This is a genomic window from Oceanihabitans sp. 2_MG-2023 (assembly GCF_030547245.1).
In the GTDB taxonomy this organism is placed as follows: Bacteria; Bacteroidota; Bacteroidia; order Flavobacteriales; family Flavobacteriaceae; genus Oceanihabitans.
In genome coordinates this window covers 91821-110581 of sequence record NZ_JAUOQT010000007.1, presented here as the reverse complement: position 1 = coordinate 110581, position 18761 = coordinate 91821, and the positions used below count along the sequence as shown (strand labels likewise).

Below are 18761 nucleotides of genomic sequence, written 5' to 3'. Positions count from 1 at the left end.
TATGCAATATAGATTTGTGTCAAAATCATAAACAATTAGAAAACATGACACACAAAAAACTATTTAAACTTTCTGCTATTTTATCTGGAATCATTATTGTATTAATGGTGATTTTAAGAAACGCCCAAAGCGAAATATTTACAGTTCTATCTGGATTATTGGGATTAACAGTCTTTTACACAATTTTATATTATCTCTTTCAAACTGAAAAGATAAAATTTGGAGCTACTAATCCAACCCTAAAATATCTTTTCTTCGGAATTAGTATTCCCTTATTAGTATACGGAGTTCAAATAACTACAGGAACTGATGGATTTTTTACTAATGCGATTAGAATTCTTTTGTCGATTGAAATATTCTATTTGATTTTCTATTGGATCTTTAAATACCGAAAAGGCATTCAGAAACTTAAAAGTGATAAATTAGAAGCAGAACTGATGCTTTTAAAAAATCAAATAAACCCACATTTTTTCTTTAATACATTAAACAATTTATATTCCTTAATAAAGAAAGATGCTGATGCTGCTCAAGACTATGTTTTAAAATTATCAGATTTAATGCGATTTACCATTTACGATAGCGGGAAAGAAAGTGTAAAACTAAAAGAGGAAGTAAACTATTTAATAAATTTTATTGATTTGCAAACGGCTAGATACCATAAAGATATTGATGTTAATTTTGAAAAAACGATTAAAAATTCAGATACAAGTGTAGCGCCTTTACTGTTTATCATCTTATTAGAAAACGCCTTTAAGCATGGTGTTGAAAGGGCAACTGAAAATGCATTTGTTCATGTAAAACTTATTGAAGATGATACTAAAATAAGTTTCACCGTTAAAAATAATTATGATACTGAAGACATTTCAGAAAATGAAGGCATTGGACTGAAAAATTTAAAAGATCGATTAAATTTAATATATCCAAATAGCCATAAACTGTGTAATAGTATGGAAGAAAACATCTATACAACAACCTTAGAAATAATTAAGTAATGATAAAATATATAATTGTAGACGATGAGACAGCCTCACATGATAATATTAAAGATTATGCGAGTAATCTGTCGTATTTATCCTTTCAAAAAAGTTGTTATAATGCTTTTGAAGCTCTTGAGTATTTAAATAAACATTCTATTGACCTTATCTTTTTAGATATTAATATGCCTAAACTTTCTGGTTTAGAGTTTTTAAAAACACTTTCTAATCAGCCAAAGATAATCATTACCACAGCCTATGAAGAATTTGCTTTAGAAGGTTATGAGTTGAATATTGACGATTATTTATTAAAGCCATTTAATTTTAGTCGTTTTGTAAAATCTGTTAGTAAAATTTCTGATGCATTGGCTAATAAATCCATATCAATACAAAATTCAGAAAATAATGAAGACGCTAAAATATTTATAAAAGAAGATAAAAAATACTATCAGATTAAACTTAATGACATTCTATTTATAGAAGCCTATGGAAATTATGTAAAAATAAATATGATTGATAGAATTATCGTTTCACATCAAACCTTAACATCCTTTACTCATAATTTGCCTGAAAATCAATTTATAAGAGTACATAAATCGTTTATTATTTCAATTGATAAAATAGTACTAATTGAAGGCAATAGAATACTTATTCAGGATCATAAAATTCCAATAGGCAAAATGTATAAGCTTAATGTAAATCGATTAATAAAATAAAATTATTTAAAAACGTGCTACAACAACGTGTATAATTAATTGCTACGGAATTTCCTCGCAGGAAATTCACTTGAATTAATTCACTTCGTAGTACGCTGGAAAATCCTAACTGTTTTTCCGCAACTAACCATACACAAACCGTTGTGTAATTTGACAAATCCCATGTACACAGGAGAGCCGACAGAAGGAATAATGTTCTATAATTTACTTATGAATTCAGAAGAATTTACATCTGAATTAGGAAAAGTTGCTTAGCTTCAGGAAAACTAGAAGCAGAATTAATAATATTTCTGACGCAAAATGGAGTTAGAGGTAATTATAAAAAAGCAACTCTTGGAACTCTAATAAGAATAGGAAAAGATAATAAGTTATTTGACCAAAATATGGTTATATCATTAGAGTTAATTACAAAGCAACGCAATTACATTACACACAATATATATGCTCTATTCACAAATTTAATTGATGAAACAATATTGGAAAAAAATAATCTTTTAGATTCAGATGTACACCTATATACAGAAAGCGCTTGGCAACTGAAATAAAACACAATAAAGATTCTTGCAAAGGGTTTGAGGAAATCCTTTACACCACCATATACAACAAATACCTCCTAACCTACTCCAAAAACCCCAACATCTTGGCATTTACTATTTCCGCTTGATCGATAGATAAAAAATGTCCTGCATTTTCTATAATTTCTCCTTTTCCTTGTGGTAGCATTTTGGCAATTTCTATGGTGCGTTTTTCATTAATCATATCATCATCACCAATTAATACCAACACTGGCATTTGTAAAGATTTTAATTCGTCGTTAGAAAATGGTTGCATGCGCGACATAAATTGGTTCACCGAATCTTTTTCGGTAGCGATATAATATTGCTCTAAATAAGCTTTGCTAATATTAGGTACATTACTAGACATGCTTTCTAGGCTTTGAGCTATGCGTTTTTCTTTAGACGAAAGTAGTGTCACTATATTTTTAAATAAATCCACACTTGGTTTAATCCAAGTAAAGGTTTGCGCAGGACTTAATAACACCATGCTTTTAATACTTTTCTGGTTGTCTAAAGCCAAGTTTACTGCTAACCAACCGCCTCTTGAAGCACCAATTACATGAAAGTTCTCTAATTTTAAAGCAAAGAAAACTTCTTGGTACCAATCGATTACCTGGTCTACGCTCTCTAAATCGGTGTACAATAAAGACTTTCCTGGCTCTAATATAAAATCTATAGCATACACCCGATGGTTACTACTAAGCGCTTTAATATTTGGATACCACATGGTAGAACTCGCGTTCATGCCATGTAATAAAACTATAGGTTCTCCGTTTTCTGGTCCGCTAACTAGTACATGTGCAACGCCATCTGTGGTAGGAATGTATAATTCTTCAAAAGCAACATCCCATAATTTTAGGGTTTCGTTATAGGCTTCAAAATAAGCTTTATCCGAAATATTTGCATTCGTAATATAATCTGGTGTTTTTTTAAACTTTTTATATTCGTCTGAACAATTAAAAAGTAAAACCGAAAACACTAGTACTAAAAATGGTTTCATTTAGTTAAATTATTAGTTCGTGCAAAGCTAACTATAAATACAACTAACATTAGCTAGTTAGTGTGTTATTTTAAAACATTATCCCTAACTTTGTTATTCTTAAAAAAGTATTTATTAAAGCAAAAGGAAGATTTCCACATTCGTGGAAAATATTATGATTCATATTCACGAAAAAACATTACAAGATTTAGAGTTTTCAACCGTTTTACAACAAGTAAGCGAACTTTGTATTACGCCTTTGGGTAATGCTGAAACTTTAAAAATAACACCTTATAAAACGAAAGAAGACTTAGTATTAGCCCTGCAACTTGTTGACGAATATTTATCTTCATTTCATAATGATAATAGAATACCAAATCATGGTTTTGATACGATTACGAAAGAATTAAAACTGCTAAAAATTGAAAATACTTTTTTAGAAATACATAGCTTAAAAAAGATAGTTTCCATTTCTTTAACTTGTAATGAAATAGTAACCTTTCTTAAAAAATTTAAAGAATACTACCCTAAACTTAATGACTTTGCTTTTTATATAGAAGTTACCAAAGAAATTATTGAAAGAGTAGATGCAAATGTAGACCGTTTTGGAGACATAAAAGATGATGCTTCTGCACTACTCTATGAAATAAGACAAAGTATAAATAAACTAAAAGGTAAAATAAATGGCAGTTTTACTTCTGCTTTAAACCAGTATCACCAATTAGATTATTTAGATGATATTCGCGAATCGGTTGTAGAAAACAAACGCGTACTTGCAGTAAAAGCGATGTACAGACGTAAAGTGAAAGGTGCTATCATGGGAAGCAGTAAAACAGGAAGTATTGTTTACATTGAACCAGAAGCGACTTTAAGACACACCAGAGAACTGAATAATTTAGAGTTTGAAGAAGCGGAAGAAATTGTTAGAATCCTAAAAGAGTTAACCAATTTTATAAGACCTTTTTTACCTTTATTAGAAAAGTATCAAGCCTTTTTAATCGATATCGATGTGATTTCAGCAAAAGCCAAATATGCAAGATCTATGGATGCTATTCTTCCGGAAATAAATACCGATAGAAAATTATATTTACGAGATGCATATCATCCTTTATTGTTTTTAAATAATAAAGAAAAGAAAGAAAAAACATTTCCGCAGACCATAGAATTAAAACAAGATAGTAGAATTATTGTTATTTCTGGTCCTAATGCTGGAGGTAAAAGTATTACGCTTAAAACCGTTGGCTTATTACAAGTTATGTTGCAAAGCGGCATGCTAATTCCTGTGCATGAACGTAGTTCTGCATGTTTGTTTGATAGAGTCCTAAGTGATATTGGCGATAACCAATCTATAGAAAATCATTTAAGTACGTATAGTTACCGACTAAAACAGATGAATTATTTTTTAAGAAAGTGTAATAAAAACACACTTTTTTTAATTGATGAATTTGGAACCGGTTCCGATCCAGAACTTGGTGGTGCTTTAGCCGAAACCTTTTTGGAAGAGTTTTACCATCGAGAAGCCTTTGGGATTATAACCACGCATTATTCTAATTTAAAATTGTTGGCCAACGAAATGCCTAATATGCAAAATGCCAATATGCTTTTTGATGAAAAAAGTTTAGAGCCAATTTATAAATTGGTAGTTGGTAATGCAGGAAGCTCGTTTACTTTTGAAGTAGCACAGAAAAATGGTATTCCGTATAGTTTAATAAACAGATCGAAAAAGAAGATCGAACGTGGTAAAGTGCGCTTTGATGCTACCATTGCAAAGCTTCAAAAAGAACGAAGCAAACTAGAAAAAACTGGGCAGTCCTTAAAAGAAAACGAAAAGAAAAAACTTGCGGAAGCAGATAAGCTAGAAGAGATTAATGCGAAAGTGCAAAAAAAACTAGAGAACTATCAAGAACTTTATGATAGCAATCAACGCTTAATTTATCTAGGTCAAAAAGTAAATGATTTGGCTGAAAAATTCTTCGATAATAAACAAAAGAAAGCTTTAATGGCTGAATTGTTTAAACTGGTTCAGATTGAAAATTCGAAGCGAAAGAAGGTTTCTGCGAAGCAGAAAAAAGTGATAAAAGCAAAAGAAACTCAAGTAAAAAAAGAAGCGGAAAAGAAAGTAGAAGTCATTAGAAAAAAGAAAAAGGAAGCCAAGAAAAAAGCTATTGTACCAGAAAAACCTAAAGCCATTTTAAAAGTTGGTGATCGCGTTCGTATGGAAGATGGTCGTGCTGTTGGAAGTATTGATAAAATTGAAAAAAATAAAGCTGTAGTAAATTATGGTATTTTTACGACTAATGTTAGTATAGAACAACTAGAACTAGTAGAAGCAATAAAATAGTTTTAATTTTTAGAATACGATTAGAATATAAATGAACAATTTACCTAAACATAAGCATTTAATTTTATTTGATGGTGTTTGTAACTTATGCAACAGCACTGTGCAATATGTAATTAAACAGGATAAAAAAGATGTATTTCGTTTTGCTGCACTGCAAAGTGATATTGGTAAAAGTATTATAGAAAAATACAATATCGATACCGTAAAAACCGATTCGATACTACTCTACTCTGAAGAAAATGGATTAAAAGTTAAATCTACAGCTGCATTATATATTGCAAAACATTTAGGCTTTCCTAATAATATATTGGTGGTTTTTTTAATTGTTCCCACATTTATACGAAATGGCGTTTACAATTATATTGCAAAAAATAGATATAGATGGTATGGTAAAAAAGAATCTTGTATGATACCAACACCTGAATTAAAAGGGAAGTTTTTAGGCTAACTACTAGTCTATTCTAGTAAAAGGAATTTCAGAAATATTACTTAGAATAAGCTGTCCATCTTCATTAAAAGAATAAGGTGTGCTTATTTCTTCATTCATTAATAAGGATAAATAGTTGTTTGCAGAACTCCATTCTAAAGAAATTGCATTAGAAATGGCTGTTGCATTATCATACGTTTCCGAAGTTATTTTAATCCCAGAATTATCTGCATAAAAAACAAATTTATTTTCAAAACTATCATTAGAGTCTATACGTTGCCAAACACCAACTAATGTATTTGTTTCATTAAAATTATCATCAGCATCTGTACTGCAAGAAAACAAAGTAGAAAGCACCGTTAATACTACAATAAGATTTAAAGCGATATTTTTTTTCATTTCAGCAGGTTATTAGATTGGGGAATCGTGTATAATTAGCAAAGTTTATTACTTCTCTTTCTTTTAAAAATTAAATGTTTTCTTCCAGAAAGTGTGTTTTCAATAATGTATTTATAGGATTTCTTTCTTGCTATTGATTTTTGATCTACAATAAAAGATAATTCTAATGTATCTATAGTTTTAATAGATATATTTTCTGTTGTTATTGTATAAACTTTTAATTCGTTTACTAATTCACTTTCTTGAGCAATTGTAGTAAAAAAAGAAAAAGTAACCAAAAAGAGGGTTGATACAAGTTTCATGAGACCTTAAATTTATTAGTCAAATGTATGTTTAGTATTGAATACTAAAAAATTAACTCGATATAGAACAAGTATATTAGATAAGAAAATAAAGAATGCAAAAAAAACCGATAAACAACTATACTATTTTAAACTATCTAAAATAAAATCTATGGTTTTATTTGTGTTTTTGTTTTGCAAATAAGAATCTGTTATATGTTTAACAGGAACAGCAAACCCTTTATTATGTAAGGATTGTATAGGCTCTAAATATGCTAAAGAGATTTTTCCTGTGAGTAAAAATTTTAAATCTTTACCTTGCTTGTAGTAGTTGTATATTTTTTTTAGGCCAGTTAAATACAAATAATCTTTAGTAAACCCTCCTCCACGATGCGCTCTAACAGTAATGTAAAATGCGGTTTCTCTATCTAAATCATATTGATTATGAAGTTGCCTAAAAGTTCTTGAAAACGAATACCCTTTAGCCAAACTATCTACCGCAATTACACGATAAGCCAGTTCTTTTAATCTTCTTACTGTTAAATTATTACTCATGTATTCAGAAAAAACAGCCAATCCTTCTTGCGTTTCTTCATAATTAGGAAAACCATGTGAAAATATCTTCAACGGATGCAATAAACCATTCATAGCTGTAACCATATGTACACCAATTTCATGATTGGTTAATACTGCAATTTCATTTTCAGAAAACGTATGATTTTCATTGATCACTAAGGTTTGTATATTGTTTAAAACCATAGCGATAGCGCTCATTTTATTGGAAAGCTTTATGTGGTAAGTAAAATCGTATCGTGTAGAATAATCTCGAAATTTTTGTTCTGTTTCTTCGATCGTATACTTAGGAAGAAATTGTTCGTCTTTTTCATCTTCCTCATCAAAATGAAGTATAAATTTTGCGTTTTCTACATCGTCTTCTGTTGGTGTTCCAAAGGAATGTAGCGAATTATAATAAAATTTTCTTCCTTCACCAATAGTTTCAATGCACTTAATAAGGCCAGAATATGCATAAATAATATCTTCGTATAAAGCTCTTATTTCTTTATCTTCAATTTGTTCAATGGGTTGCGCGAATAATTCACGATGTAATTTAAAACGATCAAAATTTATTGTTGGATAAGTAAATATAGGATCTGTTAAATATTTACTAGAAAAGAAACGTTCCTTTTCTGCTTCAATATTTGTAGGGTTTACATAGCTTAAGAGCTCTATTTTTTTTACAAGCTCGTCAATTCTACTGTCTATTTTAAGTAAATTTTTAGTATCTGTATTTGCTGCATTCATAAATGGAAACTATCTGTATTTTTTATAAAATGCTGTTGCGTGTTCTGTTAGCCTAGTTTGTAATTCGTTTTCTACAGCAGCAACCACTTCTGGATACATTATATAGTTTTGCTCATCACAATACACTTTAGCAATTTCGGTTGCCAAAACTAATGTATTATTAAAGCTATTGGTAATATATTTTAAAAAATAACCATTGCCTTGAAAAGTATCGTTAATTTTAGAGCTACTTTTTATAGCATTTGGCAGTTTCATTTCGCTAAGACTTTTTCGCCAAGACTCGATAGTTTCCTCAAATCTATTAGTATCTAGATTCGATGTACCTAAATTCCATGTTGGTACTTCCCTATCCCAACGTTTCCAGTTGTAGCTGTGCATATCGTAAACTACACAAAGGCCAAATTTCTCTTCTAACTTTTGAATAAGCGCATGTACTACTTTATAAAAATTGGTATGTTTATCTAAGCTTTTAGTTTTCATAGCTTCTGGAAGTGGATTTTTCCAAAGCTGTTTTCCCCAAGCATCAGTATAAATTGCAGTTTCAGGAGTTCTATTTAAATCGTATTCAAATCTAGAATCCATTCCTGCAATTACAATAGGATGCGTTTGCACCATATTTTTGGTTTCGGGGTCTTCTTCGTACCAACGTTCATATGCTGTATGCAAACAATTATTCCAAAGTTCTTTTCTAAATTGATGTCCATCGTGTACAGCTGCACAAGCATAGTGTACATAACTTTCTATTTTTAAAGTAAAAGAATAATCGGAAGCAACTGCATGAAAGCATTCTTCGGCTTCAATTTTAGAAATAATTTGTGCAATGGTTAGTTTTTGCATTTTATACACTTAATAATTTGCTTAAACTTCTATACATAGCACGTTCGTAGACATCAAACTCACCATCTGCAAAGAACATCTTTTTTATTTCGGCCAGTAATGTATTTACATCGTCTTGATTAAAATGATGTTCTTTTAATCCTGCTTGAATTTTCTGTATGCTTTGGTAGTCATTATCCGCATCAAATTCATCATGAATTTTTTGAAACGTTTGCATATTTACTTTTTCAATTATCAGATTTCTTTCTTTATTATCCTCTTCAAAATTAGAATTTGCAGCATATAATAAGGTGTAAGCAACCAATTCATTTTTTGTCCAATGCATAGTTTTTTCTTTATTTACTAAACTTCCATATTCGGTCCATGAACCATCATAAACCAACATATTTTTATAACCTATTAATTCGGCTCCTAGTGCTAAAACACAAGCTGTAATACCTGACCCACAAGAGAACACGAGGTTATCTTCATTTAAAGTTACTTTTTTAAAAATCGATTTAATTTTATCTTTAGATACTAGTTTATGGTTTACTAGTAAATCTTCAAAAGGAAGATTTTTAGAATTTGGAATACTTCCACTTCTTAACCCTTCTCTTGGTTCTGGAATATCACCACAAAATCTACCTGTAGCTCTTGCATCTAAAATGGTATAATTTTGATCTTCTTGAATCTTCAAAATATCTTGAAAAAACAACATATAACCAGGTTGTAACTTCGCTTCAAAATCACCTTGTTTTACTTTGTGAATTTGTTTTATTTCTGTTGGAAAATCATTTTGTTTCCATTCTGGAAAACCTCCATTCAAGACTGCTACATTGGTATAACCAAAAGCTTTAAATAACCACCAAACTCTAGCGCTTGAGTAAATTCCTTTTTCATCATATACAACAATTGCTGTATCTTTATTTATCCCTAATTCTTGAGCAGAATTTGTAAATTGTTCTTCGGAAGGAAAAGCACTTGGGAATTGATCGTTTATATTGCTAAATTTCTTTTTTATATCGAAAAAGCGTGTGTTTGGTATTTGTATTTCTTCCGGAAAAATAGCAACTCCTTTTTCAATTTTTGGGATGGTTCCATTTAAAATGACCAGATTGGAAGCATTTAATTTTTCATGTAACCATGCTGTTGAAACTATAGGTGTTTCTATAATAAGATTATTCATAAATTAAGGAGTTTCGGAAGACCGCTATGCTTCATCTACCGTTTTACGTAAACGGGATCTTCTATCGAAAGCTTGTAGTTTATCTAATACTTTACTTTCTAGAAAGTCTATTACACGTTCTTCTACTTTAGTTTTACTTTTATACACTTTGTTAATGTATGTGATTCCTCCTGGAGACATCACATTTACTTCTACAAGTTTTCCTCCTATAACATCGATACCAACAAAATAAAGCCCATCTTTCACCAATTTTGGTCCAATTTGTTTGCATAATGCTTTTTCGGCTTTAGTAAGCGAATGTTTGGCAATACTTCCTCCTGCAGAAACATTAGATCGATGATCGTCGGAACCTGGAATACGTTTCATAGCACCAACTGGTTCTCCATTAAGTAATAATATACGAACATCTCCTTGGTCTGCCCCTTCTATATAATCTTGAAGAATTACATAATTAGAAGAACCATCGGAATTACTATTAATATAAAAATCTAGTAGCGAATTAATATTACTCATTGCAGATTTTTCTATTAAAATTACTCCAGACCCACCAAAACCATTTAATGGCTTGATAATCATTTTATCGGATTTAGATTCTTTAATCTGCTGTACTAGATATTCTTTATTTTTAGATACGTGAGTATTTGGTATAATATTACTATGAGCATCACCAAAAGCTGCGGTATAGAGTTTGTTATTTGCTTCACGCATTCCTTGCAAAGAATTTATAATAAATACATCATCTTTTACAGAGTCTAGAAAATTAAGCATAATTGGATCTAACGGCGGATTTGCTCTAAAAAAAATAGCATCAAAACCAGCAAGAGGTAACATTTCTTCTCGTAATTGAGCTTTATTATAAAATGCTTTTAAAGAGGATGGTACCTTTTCCATTCTACCAATTACATTACAAAAAGCATTCGTAACACTATCTCTAATGGTAAGGTTTGCAGGTGTACACATTGCAACGCCGTGTCCTCTTTTTGCACATTCTTTAATTAGTGCTAAACTTGTATCGTTTTCAGCATCAATTTCACTCCAAGGATACATTATAAAGCAAACATTCATAATAATTCGTTTTGTTTGGTTAGTAAATTAAAAATAGAAAAATTATTTTACTTGTTCATAATTGTCGTCCCAGTTTTTCACTTTAGGTTTTCCTAGTTTCCCTAAAGACTTTGCAACAATCATAGATACGGTTGCATCTCCTGTTACATTAACAACAGTTCTGCACATATCTAGAGGTCTATCTACAGCAAATATTAGCGCTAGTCCAATTGGTAATAATTCGGCAGGAAAACCAATAGATTCTAATACAATTACTAACATTACCATTCCTGCACTTGGTACAGCAGCAGAACCAATTGATGCTAGTAAAGCAGTGGCAATAATAACTAATTGGTTAGTAAAAGTTAATCCTTCTGGCCAAATAACTTGCATTATAAATACGGCTGCAATACCTTGGTATAAACTGGTTCCATCCATATTTACAGTAGCTCCAACGGGTAAAACAAACCCAGAGACTTCTTTATCTACCCCTAAATGTTCTTCTACACGCTCCATGGTTACAGGAAGTGTTGCTGCACTTGAGCTCGTAGAAAAAGCTAATAATTGTGCTGGACTTAATTCTTTTAAAAACCAAAGTGGAGATTTTTTTACCACAAACTTGATTAAAATTAAATAAAAACCAATCATCAATAATAACCCACCAAATACACAAAGTGCATACCAAAGCAGTTTAATAAGAATTTCTGTGTCATCGAAAGCAATAATAACATTTGCTAGTAAAGCAAAAACTGCATAAGGAGCAAATAGCATAATTAGATCTACCATTTTCATAACTACTTCATTTAAAGAATCAAAGAATTTGACTAATGGTTTTGCTTTTTTATTAGGGATAAGTAATAAACATATACCTACAAATAGTGCAAAAAAGATAACTTGTAGCATTTTAGCTTCTCCTAAAGCGGTGAAAATATTACTTGGAAAAATATCTACTAATGCTTGTAATGGTCCTGCATCTTTAGTCATTTTTGCTTTACCAATCATAATATCTGCATTCCCTTGGTATGTCGTTTTGATTTTTTCTATAGTTTCGGCAGGCATTCCTGTTCCTGGCTTTACTAAATTTACAATAGTTAAGCCTATTATAATTGCGACTAAAGTAGTACCTATATATATTCCAATGGTTCTTAAACCCATGGATTTAATTTTTGAAATATCTTTTAAATCGGAAATACCTTTAATTAGCGATGCAAGAATTAGTGGTACAGCAATTAATTTTAATAGATTTATAAAAATGGTTCCAAAAGGAGCAATCCAATCGGTTACAAATCCTTTACCTCCATCTATAGTGTTCATTAAAAATCCAAAAATAATACCTAGGATCATTCCTATTATAATTTTCCAATGTAGTGCTAGTTTTTTCATATATCTTTTTTCTGAAAGTAAAATCTGTTTAGTTAACCATCTATTTTTATTAGGAATCCCTAAAATTAGTAGGAATGACAATTGTTCTTGCTTGGCCTAGCCTTGATTGAAGCGGCATCCTTTTTTTGCTTTAATAAGTGGCAAAAAAAGATATAGCAGAAAGCGAGAAAAAGCTTCTAATTATTCACTTTATTTAACAAATAATAATCTGCTAAAACCAAAGCTGCCATTGCTTCTACAATTGGTATTGCACGAGGAACCACACAAGGATCATGTCTTCCTTTTCCTTGCATTTCAACGATTTCACCATTGCTATTTATAGTTTGTTGTTTCTGCATGATAGTTGCAACTGGTTTAAAAGCTACTCGAAAATAGATGTCCATTCCGTTACTAATTCCACCTTGAATTCCGCCAGACAGGTTTGTTTTCGTAGTTCCGTCTGCATTAAAGATATCGTTATGCGCACTACCTTTCATTTTAGCTCCACAAAATCCGCTACCATATTCGAATCCTTTTACTGCATTTATAGATAGCATTGCTTTACCAAGTTCTGCGTGTAGTCTATCGAAAACCGGTTCTCCTAAACCTACAGGAACATTTTGTAATACGCAAGTTACTGTACCTCCAATGGTATCTCCTTCTTTGCGTATTTCTTTAATTCGAGCAATCATTTTGTCGGCACTAGCTTGGTCTGGACAGCGAACAATATTAGTTTCTGTTTTAGAAAAGTCTAAATCTTGATACGGTTTATCAATAAATATTTCACCTACCGAAGATGTAAATGCATTTATTTTTATATTTTTAAGTACTTGCTTTGCAATTGCACCTGCAACGACTCTACAAGCGGTTTCTCGAGCAGAACTGCGCCCTCCACCTCTATAATCGCGAACACCATACTTTTTATCGTATGTATAATCTGCATGACTTGGTCGATATACCTCTTTAATATGTGTGTAATCTTTGGATTTCTGATTTGCATTTTTAATTACAAAACCAATGGGAGTTCCAGTAGTTAATCCTTCAAAAACTCCGGAAAAAAACTCTACTGTATCTGGTTCTTTACGTTGTGTTACAATTATGGATTGACCTGGTTTTCTTCGGTCTAGCTCCTTTTGAATAGCATTAAAATCTAATGCGATTCCAGATGGACATCCATCGATTACACCACCAATTGCTACTCCATGAGATTCACCAAAAGTGGTGACTTTAAATATGTTTCCAAAAGAATTTCCGGCCATTATTTTGTTGCTAATATGTTATTTGTTGCTAAAGTATACCTATTATTAGAGAAATAAAAAAAATAATTAGAACAATATTTTAATGTGTTAAGATTCATAATATTATCTTAATTTTAGTTTGCTCTAAAACAATATAAGTTTATTTTTGTTCCTTAAAAAATGATTGATATGAAAAACGTAAAAACAATTTTATTATTCGCCGCAGTTTTATTGATTGCTGCATGTAGTAGTGATGATAATTCGGCCTCAACACCTATGTCTACATTAACTGTAAACCTTACCGGAATAGAGCCGCTAGAAGGAGACTTAACGTATGAAGGATGGATTATGGTTGGTGGATCTCCTGTTTCTACTGGAAGATTTAATACAACTGCTGCATCTACTTCTAAAAACTTTAGTATTCCTACAGCAGATTTAGATGTAGCAACTGCTTTTATCTTGTCTATTGAGCCTACTGTAAATGATGATGCTGCACCTTCTAATACAAAAATATTAAGTGGTAATTTTGTTGCTAATGCTGCAACACTAAACATTACTACAATGGTTGGTAACTTTGTAAATACTACAAATCCTTTTTCAGGATCTTTTTTAAAGACTACTCCAACAGATAATACTGGTGGAATTGATAATGGAAATGAAGATTATGGTATTTGGTTTATTCAAAATGGAACAACCGCTGGTTTAATTAACTTACCAACATTAGCAACTGGCTGGAAATATGAAGGATGGGTAGTTTTTAATACTGGATCTACTCCTGTAACTACAGGTCAATTTACAATGGCTAATGGTGTAGATAGCGCTTCACCTTATAGTGGTAACGAACCTGCTCCATTATTTCCTGGAGAAGATTTCTTATCCAACTTACCAGCTGGTGTAGACGGAAACATTAATGGTTTGCCAGTTGTAATTTCTATTGAACCAGACCTTGATGGTGATGCTAATACTCCATTTTTCTTAAAACCAATAAGTGGTACAGAAGGTATTAATTCTAATGCTTTAAGTGTAACAACCAATATAAACGCACTAATTAGTGGAACTGCTCAAATTAACTAAGTAGTACTTAAAATATAGATTTGTAAAAGCCTCGTTTATCGAGGCTTTTATCTTTTTGTTGGTTTAGCAATATTCTAAATTAGAATACGCATAACACAAACTTTACAATTAACTAGTAATTATATAATTAAGAGGTAATATTTAAATAACATTAGTGTCTGTTATTTGTATCATTATTAAAGCCTAAAATTATATTGTTTTGAAAATGAAAAGAAAAGTTGAAATTGCTGTAATATCTGATGTACATTTAGGTACTTTTGGTTGTCACGCAAAACAACTACTAACCTATTTAAACAGTATTGAACCAAAAAAACTAATTCTAAATGGAGATATTATCGATATTTGGCAATTTAGTAAACGTTACTTTCCTCCTGCACACTTAAAAGTTATTAAAAAGATTATTACCATGGCTTCTAATGGCACAGAAGTGATTTATATAACTGGAAATCATGATGAAATGCTAAGAAAGTTTAGCGACTCTCATATTGGTAAAATATCTATTGTAGATAAATATGTTACAGAATTAGACGGCAAAAAAGCATGGTTTTTTCATGGTGATGTTTTCGATGTTTCTATACAAAATGCGAAATGGTTAGCCAAGCTTGGAGGTTATGGTTATGATTTACTAATTGTAATTAACAGATTTATTAATTGGTGTTTAGTAAACATGGGAAAAGAACGTTATTCGCTATCCAAAAAGATTAAAAACAGTGTAAAAGGAGCAATTAAATATATTAATGATTTTGAAGAAGTAGCGACAGATTTAGCCATAGAAAATGGTTATGATTATGTTATTTGTGGTCACATTCATCAACCAAAAATGATTGTTAAAGCTAATAAATTTGGTAAAACAACCTATTTAAACTCTGGTGATTGGATTGAAAATTTTACTGCTTTAGAATACCAATTTAAACGTTGGAAAATTTACAACTACAATAAAGATAAGCTTTCCCCTTTTTTTGCAGATGAGGATATTAAAGAAATGGAAATGAAAGATTTAATTGCCGCAATAACTATTGTAGATCCAGATGCTAAAAAATTAAAGTAATGCTTCTCTTAAAATAGTAATAGGATGCAATGCTTCTCTTGCTGTTCCGTCTTTTATTTGATGCCTACAACTTGTACCATTGGCTGCAATAATAGTTTCTTTAGCTGCTTTTCGAATTGCAGGAAATAAGGTTTGCTCCCCAATTTGCATGCTTACTTGATAATGTTCTTTTTCGTAACCAAAACTTCCTGCCATACCACAGCAACCACTAGGAATGATAGTAACTTTATAGTTTTCTGGAAGGTTTAAAACAGAAAAACTAGATAGTTGACTTGCTTGTGCTTTTTGATGGCAATGCCCATGAAACTTAATCGTTTTAGTTTCTTTTGTGAATTGCGAAGCAGTTATGTTTCCTAATTGTATTTCTTGCTGAATAAATTCTTCTATTAGAAAAGTGTTTTTTGCTATTTTTTCTGCGGAAACTTTATCGTCAACAAGTTTTATATATTCATCTTTAAATGCAAATATTGCGGAAGGTTCGATACCAATTAAAGGGGTTTTTGAAGTAATTAAATCTTTGAAAATTTTAACGTTTTTAGCAGCAACATTTTTAGCTTGTTCTAATAAGCCTTTCGATATAAATGCACGACCAGATTCTTCGTGATTTATTAGTTCTACTTTATAATTTAATCGTTGTAAAATATAAATTGCATCTAATCCAATTGAAGTATCTAAAAAATTGGTAAACTCGTCGTTAAACAAATAAATTGTTTTAATAAAAATTTCACTAACTTCTTGATTTATAGGTTTTTTAAATTCTTTATATAAACTTTTAGTTTCAATCATAGGTAAGCTTCTTTTTTTAGCAATCCCGAAAGATTTCTTTAATACAGATGACGTAAAACTATTAGAAAAAATAAAGTTTGCCAGCTTAGGTAGTCGACTCGCTAATTGATTTAAATTGTTGTTATATGCAAATAATTTAGTACGCAATGAGACCCCATTTTCTTTCTGATATTGGTATTGAAATTCTGCTTTTAAGCTAGCAACATCTACACTACTTGGGCACTCGCTTGTACACGCTTTACAACTCAAACATAAATCGAAAACCTGTTTTAATTCTATATGATTAAATTTATTCGCTTTCTCTGAGTTTGTTAAAAACTCACGCAATGCATTTGCTCTTGCTCGGGTTGTATCTTTTTCATTTCTAGTTGCTCGATAACTTGGACACATTGTACCTCCAAACTCTGGAAGTTTTCTACAATCTCCAGAACCATTACATTTTTCAGTTTCTCGAAGAATACCTTGCGATTTAGAAAAATCTAATATTGTTTCCAACTCTGGCTCTACTCGATTTGGTTGGTAACGTAAGTTTTTATCCATTGCATACGCATCGACAATTTTCCCTGGATTGAATATATTATTAGGATCGAAAACTTTTTTAATACGTTTTAAAATTTCATAATTAGCAGAACCAATCATTAACGGAATAAACTCTGCACGAACAATACCATCTCCATGTTCACCACTCATAGAACCATTGTATTTCTTAACCAATCTGGCAACATCTGTTGTTATTTTTCTAAAAAGGACAACGTCTTCTTTTTTCTTTAAATTTAAAATTGGTCGTAAATGCAACTCTCCTGCTCCCGCATGCGCATAATACACTGCATTTTGGTTATAGGTTTTCATTAAAGCAGTAAAATCTTCAATATAATTCGCTAAATCTGGTAAGGCAACTGCAGTATCTTCAATACATGCGACGGTTTTTTTGTCGCCAATCATATTACCCAATAAACCTAATCCAGCCTTTCGCAATTCTACAGCTTTATTAATATTTTCATCAAATAATAAAGGATTTGCATAACTTAAACCTTGTTTTACAAGTATACTTACAAGTTCATTTGCTTGGTTTTTAGCATCATTAATGGTGTCCCCCTTTACTTCACACATTAAAACAGCTTCTGGATCTCCTTGAATAAAAGCTCTATTTTCTTCTTGTGTTTTATTATATTTTGTTAAATCTAAAATGGTTTTATCCATCATTTCGCAAGTATGTAAATCATGCTTCATAACGGTTTCTACACTTTTTAAACAATCGGTAATACTATTAAAATGTGCTGCAATCATAATGCTCTCCTTTGGAGGAAGAGCCTCTAGTTTTAATTTTATTTGCGTAGTAAATGCAAGTGTACCTTCACTTCCGGAAAGTAATTTACACATGTTAAAAGTTGAAGTTGAATTAGAAAACACTTCATTTTTAATTAATTCATCGATTGCATAACCTGTATTTCTTCTGTGTATTTTTGAATTTGGGAATTCACTTTTTACTTGAATTTGAACGGCTTCCGAAGCTAATTCGGAATAAATTGTTCGATAAATCTTCCCCTCTAAAGTTTCTAATTTTGTTTTTTTTCGGAATGCTTCTGAAGACAATTCCGTAAAGACAACATCACTTCCATCGCTTAAAATAGTATGTAATTCTACTACTTTATCTCGTGTAACGCCATATTGAATAGAAGTAGTTCCGGAAGAATTATTACCAACCATTCCGCCAATCATACAACGGTTTGAAGTAGAAGTATTTGGACCGAAAAATAAACCGTAAGGTTTTAAATAATTATTTAATGTATCCCTAACAACACCTGGTTGTACAATGACGGTTTGCTCATCTTTATTGACATGTATTATTTGAGTGAAATATTTTGAAACATCGACGACTATTCCTTCACCAACACATTGTCCTGCTAATGAGGTTCCTGCAGTTCTAGGAATAAGTGATGTATTGTTTTTATTTGCAAAAGTGAGGAGTAATTTTATATCCTTTTTACTCTTAGGAAAAGCAACAGCTAAAGGTAATTTTCTATATACAGAAGCGTCTGTTGCATATATAGAGCGAATTAAATCATCAAAATATAAATCGCCAAACAATTCGTTTTGCAGTTTTTTTAAAGCATTGTTAATAGCGTTGTTCATTTATAAATTTCTAATAATAAATTTCTACTCATTAAAGCTTTAAATTTACTATTAGTTTGCCAATAATTATAAAAGTAATACGTTATTATTTTAAGAAT

General features: G+C 30.9%; 16 protein-coding genes. 6 read left to right on the top strand and 10 right to left on the bottom strand.

Going from position 1 to position 18761, the window contains the following annotated elements; all coding sequences use genetic code 11:
* The first annotated feature begins 44 nt into the window (after positions 1-44).
* Together Q4512_RS14055 and Q4512_RS14050 are read left to right on the top strand one after the other, a co-directional pair.
* Positions 45-992: a sensor histidine kinase gene (locus tag Q4512_RS14055; RefSeq protein WP_303425785.1), complete on the top strand. Its 948-nt coding sequence runs from the start codon at positions 45-47 to the stop codon at positions 990-992.
* Positions 992-1690, top strand: a complete 699-nt coding sequence (locus tag Q4512_RS14050) for a LytTR family DNA-binding domain-containing protein (protein WP_303425782.1) — start codon at positions 992-994, stop codon at positions 1688-1690. Before Q4512_RS14055 ends, Q4512_RS14050 begins: the two co-directional genes overlap by 1 nt.
* Positions 1691-2308: 618 nt before the next feature.
* On the opposite strand, the gene Q4512_RS14045 is transcribed toward Q4512_RS14050, so the two are convergent.
* Entirely contained in the window at positions 2309-3247 is a 939-nt protein-coding gene (locus Q4512_RS14045; RefSeq protein WP_303425781.1) for an alpha/beta fold hydrolase, read from the bottom strand.
* Positions 3248-3401: 154 nt separating this feature from the next.
* On the opposite strand from Q4512_RS14045, the gene Q4512_RS14040 reads away from it, so the two are divergent.
* Positions 3402-5567, top strand: a complete 2166-nt coding sequence (locus Q4512_RS14040; RefSeq protein WP_303425779.1) for an endonuclease MutS2 — start codon at positions 3402-3404, stop codon at positions 5565-5567.
* A 31-nt stretch (positions 5568-5598) separates the two neighbouring features.
* Positions 5599-6015 carry a thiol-disulfide oxidoreductase DCC family protein gene (locus Q4512_RS14035; RefSeq protein WP_303425777.1) on the top strand — a complete coding sequence of 139 codons (417 nt, stop codon included), beginning with the start codon at positions 5599-5601 and terminating at the stop codon, positions 6013-6015.
* A 3-nt stretch (positions 6016-6018) separates the two neighbouring features.
* Here Q4512_RS14035 and Q4512_RS14030 read toward each other — a convergent pair whose 3' ends face one another.
* From Q4512_RS14030 to aroC, 8 genes are all read right to left on the bottom strand, one after another.
* Entirely contained in the window at positions 6019-6393 is a 375-nt protein-coding gene (locus Q4512_RS14030; RefSeq protein ID WP_303425775.1) for a hypothetical protein, read from the bottom strand.
* A gap of 35 nt (positions 6394-6428) precedes the next feature.
* Positions 6429-6695, bottom strand: coding sequence for a hypothetical protein (locus Q4512_RS14025; protein WP_303425773.1), 267 nt, complete (start codon positions 6693-6695; stop codon positions 6429-6431).
* 123 nt (positions 6696-6818) lie between these two features.
* Positions 6819-7976 (bottom strand): flavohemoglobin expression-modulating QEGLA motif protein, encoded by a 1158-nt coding sequence (locus tag Q4512_RS14020; RefSeq protein WP_303425771.1) that lies wholly within the window; start codon positions 7974-7976, stop codon positions 6819-6821.
* Positions 7977-7985: 9 nt separating this feature from the next.
* Positions 7986-8813 (bottom strand): N-formylglutamate amidohydrolase, encoded by an 828-nt coding sequence (locus Q4512_RS14015; protein WP_303425770.1) that lies wholly within the window; start codon positions 8811-8813, stop codon positions 7986-7988.
* A gap of 1 nt (position 8814) precedes the next feature.
* Positions 8815-9978 (bottom strand): sulfurtransferase, encoded by a 1164-nt coding sequence (locus tag Q4512_RS14010; RefSeq protein ID WP_303425768.1) that lies wholly within the window; start codon positions 9976-9978, stop codon positions 8815-8817.
* A 24-nt stretch (positions 9979-10002) separates the two neighbouring features.
* Entirely contained in the window at positions 10003-11043 is a 1041-nt protein-coding gene (gene gshB, locus Q4512_RS14005; RefSeq protein ID WP_303425766.1) for a glutathione synthase, read from the bottom strand.
* A 42-nt stretch (positions 11044-11085) separates the two neighbouring features.
* Complete coding sequence (locus Q4512_RS14000) at positions 11086-12405, bottom strand: dicarboxylate/amino acid:cation symporter (protein WP_303425764.1); 1320 nt, start codon at positions 12403-12405, stop codon at positions 11086-11088.
* Positions 12406-12581: 176 nt separating this feature from the next.
* The gene (gene aroC / locus Q4512_RS13995) at positions 12582-13643 is read right to left on the bottom strand and encodes a chorismate synthase (RefSeq protein ID WP_303425762.1); all 1062 of its coding nucleotides are present in this window, start codon (positions 13641-13643) and stop codon (positions 12582-12584) included.
* 168 nt (positions 13644-13811) lie between these two features.
* Between aroC and Q4512_RS13990 the strand changes: the two genes are divergently transcribed.
* Both Q4512_RS13990 and Q4512_RS13985 read left to right on the top strand, forming a co-directional pair.
* Positions 13812-14696, top strand: coding sequence for an anti-sigma factor (locus Q4512_RS13990; RefSeq protein WP_303425760.1), 885 nt, complete (start codon positions 13812-13814; stop codon positions 14694-14696).
* A gap of 205 nt (positions 14697-14901) precedes the next feature.
* Positions 14902-15744 (top strand): UDP-2,3-diacylglucosamine diphosphatase, encoded by an 843-nt coding sequence (locus tag Q4512_RS13985; RefSeq protein ID WP_303425758.1) that lies wholly within the window; start codon positions 14902-14904, stop codon positions 15742-15744.
* On the opposite strand, the gene Q4512_RS13980 is transcribed toward Q4512_RS13985, so the two are convergent.
* Positions 15736-18663, bottom strand: coding sequence for an FAD-binding and (Fe-S)-binding domain-containing protein (locus Q4512_RS13980; protein ID WP_303425756.1), 2928 nt, complete (start codon positions 18661-18663; stop codon positions 15736-15738). The genes Q4512_RS13985 and Q4512_RS13980 overlap by 9 nt on opposite strands.
* Positions 18664-18761: the final 98 nt, after the last annotated feature.